3 protein-coding genes are annotated in these 4,336 nt (G+C 45.0%); 1 reads left to right on the forward strand and 2 read right to left on the reverse strand.

What is annotated here, in order from left to right:
• Positions 1-219: M48 family metalloprotease (locus tag B4C48_RS06505; RefSeq protein ID WP_291354797.1), on the forward strand; the 219-nt coding region annotated here is incomplete at its 5' end.
• A 190-nt stretch (positions 220-409) separates the two neighbouring features.
• Here B4C48_RS06505 and B4C48_RS06510 read toward each other — a convergent pair.
• Both B4C48_RS06510 and B4C48_RS06515 read right to left on the reverse strand, forming a co-directional pair.
• A complete protein-coding gene (locus tag B4C48_RS06510; RefSeq protein WP_414631499.1) occupies positions 410-1,015 on the reverse strand; it encodes a DUF4112 domain-containing protein in 606 nt (201 codons plus the stop codon).
• A gap of 220 nt (positions 1,016-1,235) precedes the next feature.
• Positions 1,236-4,331: a multidrug efflux RND transporter permease subunit gene (locus B4C48_RS06515; RefSeq protein ID WP_291354804.1), complete on the reverse strand. Its 3,096-nt coding sequence runs from the start codon at positions 4,329-4,331 to the stop codon at positions 1,236-1,238.
• Positions 4,332-4,336 lie beyond the last annotated feature (5 nt).

Raw genomic sequence — 4,336 nt, forward strand, 5'->3', positions numbered from 1 at the left:
GATGAAGCAGGTGCACGTTTAGCCGGTAAACAGGCCATGATTTCTGCATTATTGCGCTTACAGGCAGAATCAGAACTCCCTGATCAAATGCCGAAAGAGATGAAAGCCTTTGCAATTGCAGAAGGTAGAGAACAAGGTTTCAGCCTGGCTGCTTTGTTCCAGACCCATCCTACAATTGAACAACGTGTTGCTGCATTACAACAATTAAACTGTCCATAATCTTCGTTGATTAAATTGAAGATCAAAAAGCCTCCACATGGAGGCTTTTTTAATGTTAACGGATAAAACAGAACAGGCTATCGTTGATATTTCCTATCCAAAACATATCAATTTCAGCTCAATGTGCTGTCTTCAACATTAAGCACGGGTAAATTCGCGGCAATAGAATCTATAGACTTTATCTTTTGAATTAAACAGCATTCATACCCTGCCACCATTGCCATAACCAGCTCAACCCCAACCACATGGCAATGACCAGTAAAACAATAAAAATAACACCCAACAAGTCCGGAAGATGTAACCAGATCCAGACTACCACCGGATTTCGCCAGAAGGCTGAGCTCTGCTGTCTACGTTCCAGGCTTTCATGCAAAAAAGGATGAACCACATGTACATCACTGCGAATCTGATATTCCTCTCGAATATGCTCATGCACAATTGCTAAAGCTTTTCGACTTGGACGGATAAAGATGTCAAACACCGTTCCAGCCACCGGAATAAAACCGACTACCGCATCCATCATGGCCAGTTTCATCACAGGATTCAGCTTGCTTTGCGGCACTCCAATCTGCTTGGCTTTATAAATTGCATAACAGGTCAACACAAAGCCTGCAACGTCTCCAGCAACCGGAATGGTACTTAAAGCAGCATCTGCACCAACGCCCTGTTTGGTAAAGGGAATGCGTACCACTGAGTCCATCATATTGGCGAATTTGGCTAAATCACGCTCCAGACGTATGACTTCTTGCTGGCTGAGTTTTTGTTGTTGTTCGGGCATCGCTTTTTCCAAAGACATGATTCATCTAAATGATTGAGATTACACCATATCTTTTCTATAAGCTGTGTATCGATATGATTAATAAAGTAATGGCACAATGCCCAAAAAACTCTTACAGCCTTACTTAACTGAGATATTTACATGGATAGCTCAGTTATTGAACAGCCTTATATTATACGTAAATCCTTCAATATTTTTCTTTGGCTCAAGGAATATTGAAGGATTAAATTGGATCAGATCATGTTTTTGGTTTGGTTTTCATCAGTGTACGAATCAGCACATACATGAAAGGAATAAAGATCAGCACCAAGATGGTCGCGAAAATCACTCCACCTAAAACACTCACCCCAATTTCCTGACGGCTGGCAGCCCCTGCTCCAAAGGCAAATACCAGTGGAATCACCCCGGCACCAAAAGCCAGTGAAGTCATCAGAATTGGGCGCAAACGCAGACTTGCCCCTTCCAGCGCAGCTTCAACAACACTTCGGCCTTGCTGCTCGGCCAGTGAAGCAAACTCGACAATTAAAATGGCATTTTTACAGGACAAACCAATCGTGGTGAGTAAGGCAATCTGGAAATAAATATCGTTTGGAAAACCGACAAAATAGCTGAACAGGATATTACCGCCAATCCCTAGAGGAATCGCACTTAATACCGCCGTAGGAATAGACCAGCTTTCATACAGTGCAGCCAGACACAGGAAAATAAAACCGATTGAAATGAGATACAGCAATACAGCCTGATTGCTCGACTGTTTTTCTTCATAGGACAATCCGCTCCATGCCACATCAATACCCGGATGTTTTGCAACCAGCTGCTCCACATCCTGCATTGCGACACCGGAACTGACGTCTTTGGCGGTATCGGCTTCCATTTGCAATGCGGTATAGCCCATATAGCGGTTTACCACATCTGGCCCGCCACTCCAGCTGACATTGGCGAAATTGCTAAATGACACCATCTGATTCAAGTCATTACGCACATACCAGTATTGCAGATCTTCAGGTTTAGAACGAAATTCAGCGTCGCCCTGCATCATCACCCGTTTAATCCGGCCACGATCAATAAAATCATTGATATAGCTGCCGCCCCATGCACTGGCCAAGGTACTGTTAATAGCGGTTTGCGACAGTCCATTCGCCATCGCCAGCTTTTGGTCAATATTCACCTTCAGTCCTGCCTTATCTGGATTAGACCGCTTGTCCAGATTTTCAAAAGTTGTGTATTGTTTTGCCTGTTGCTGTAGCTGCTTGAACTGGCTATCCAGATAGGCACGACCCTGACCATTGATATCTCGAATCCAGAAGTCCAGTCCATCAGTCTGACCCAGACCACTGACCGAAGCTGGCATCGTCACATTAATTTGTGCATTCGGATTTTTTTTAAAATGCTTTAAGGCACGTTCCCGGATGGCTTGTGCCGAGTTTTCATCGCCAGAACGCTCATCCCAAGGTTTTAAGGCAATAAAACCCTGACCCAAATTTTGTCCTGTGCCTGAAAAATTACGGCCATAACGCACCATCACCAGATTTACATTGTCTTTTTCATTTTCTAGAAAATACTGTCTAATTTGCTCACCGATTTCAGAACTTTTCGACATTGGCGCACCGTCTACCAGTCTAAACTGCACGTTGAGAATTCCCTGATCTTCACTGGGGATAAAACTGGTCGGCAAAGCGCGATAGAACAGCGCAAACACACTGATCAGTGCAGCAAAGATAATGAGGCAAATGCCCTTATGCTGCAGGCTCAGATTGGATAATTTTAAATAACGATGCTTTAAATGATCTAGTTTTTCATTGAACCAGACCGCCCATCGGGCAGGCTGTGGATTCGGCTTTAAAATCAGGGCACATAAAGCTGGCGTTAAAATCAGGGCGACAGCCAGTGATAAAGCCATGGCTGCTACTAAGGTGATCGAAAACTGTCGGTAAATTACCCCGGTTGAACCGCCGAAAAATGCCATGGGAATAAATACGGCGGTTAAAACCAAGGTAATCCCGATGAGTGCCCCGCTAATTTCCTGCATGGATTCAAGCGATGCCTCTTTAGCCGTCAAATTTTTCTCATGCATCAGCCGTTCAATATTTTCCACCACCACAATGGCATCGTCTACCAGCAAGCCGATTGCCAGGACCAGGGCAAACAAGGTCAAGGTATTGATACTCAAACCAAGTACATACAAGACTGCCATGGTACCCAGCAGCACCACCGGTACGGTAACTGCAGGAATCAGGGTCGCGCGCCAGTTTTGCAGAAACAGGAACATCACCACAATCACCAGCAGCACGGCTTCCACCAGGGTTTTTACCACTTCCTTGATGGATTCTTTGACAAATGGCGTATTATCACGCGGATAAACCAGCTTATAGCCTTCAGGAAGCTGTTTCGAAATCTGCTCCACCTCAGCCTGAATCAGCGCTGAGGTCGCCAAGGCATTGGCACCAGAAGCCAGCGAAATACCCATCCCGGCAGAAGGAAAGCCGTTAATGGTATTCATGGCCTGATAATTTTCTGCACCCAGTTCTACCCGGGCGACATCTTTTAAATAGATAAAACTGCCATCACGCGCAGATTTGACAATTATATTTTCAAATTCAGGCACTGTTTTTAAACGTGAGCCGGAAGTAACCTTGGCATTGAGATACTGGTCTTCAAGTGTAGGTAAATCTCCCACTGCCCCTGCTGCAACCTGAGTATTTTGAGCTTCAACAGCTGCGCGGATATCACTCGGCATTAAATTGTATTGTTTTAATTTTAACGGGTTCAGCCAGATGCGCATCGCATATTGCGAACCAAAAACATCCACCTCACCAATGCCGTCTATACGCGCCAGCTCTTCTTCCAGATGGGTCTGCATATAGTCGGACAAGGCAATACTGTCACTTTTACCCGAGGCATCATACAGACCAATGACCATATGGGTATCACCCAGTGACTTGAATACATTGACCCCTTGACGCTGTACATCATCCGGTAAACGGTTCAGTACACCATTAATCGCATTTTGTACCTGGACTTGCGCCGTATCCGGATCGGTGCCATTTTCAAAACTGATGTTAATGCGGCTGCGTCCGGATGAATCGCTGCTGGAACTGAAATACAGCAGATGATCAATGCCTTTAATTTGCTGTTCCAGCACTTGGGTGACACTTTCTTCAACCGTTTCTGCTGAAGCACCATTATAGCTGGCACTTACACTAATGCGTGGCGGTGCGATGTCAGGAAAACGCTCTACCGGTAAATTGAGCGTTGCGAAAACACCAAAAGCCATCAAGATAATGGCTAAAACACCTGCAAAAATCGGTCGATGAATAAAAAATCTAGACAGCATATGTC

The organism is Acinetobacter sp. UBA3106 (genome assembly GCA_002365595.1).
In the GTDB taxonomy this organism is placed as follows: domain Bacteria; phylum Pseudomonadota; class Gammaproteobacteria; order Pseudomonadales; family Moraxellaceae; genus Acinetobacter.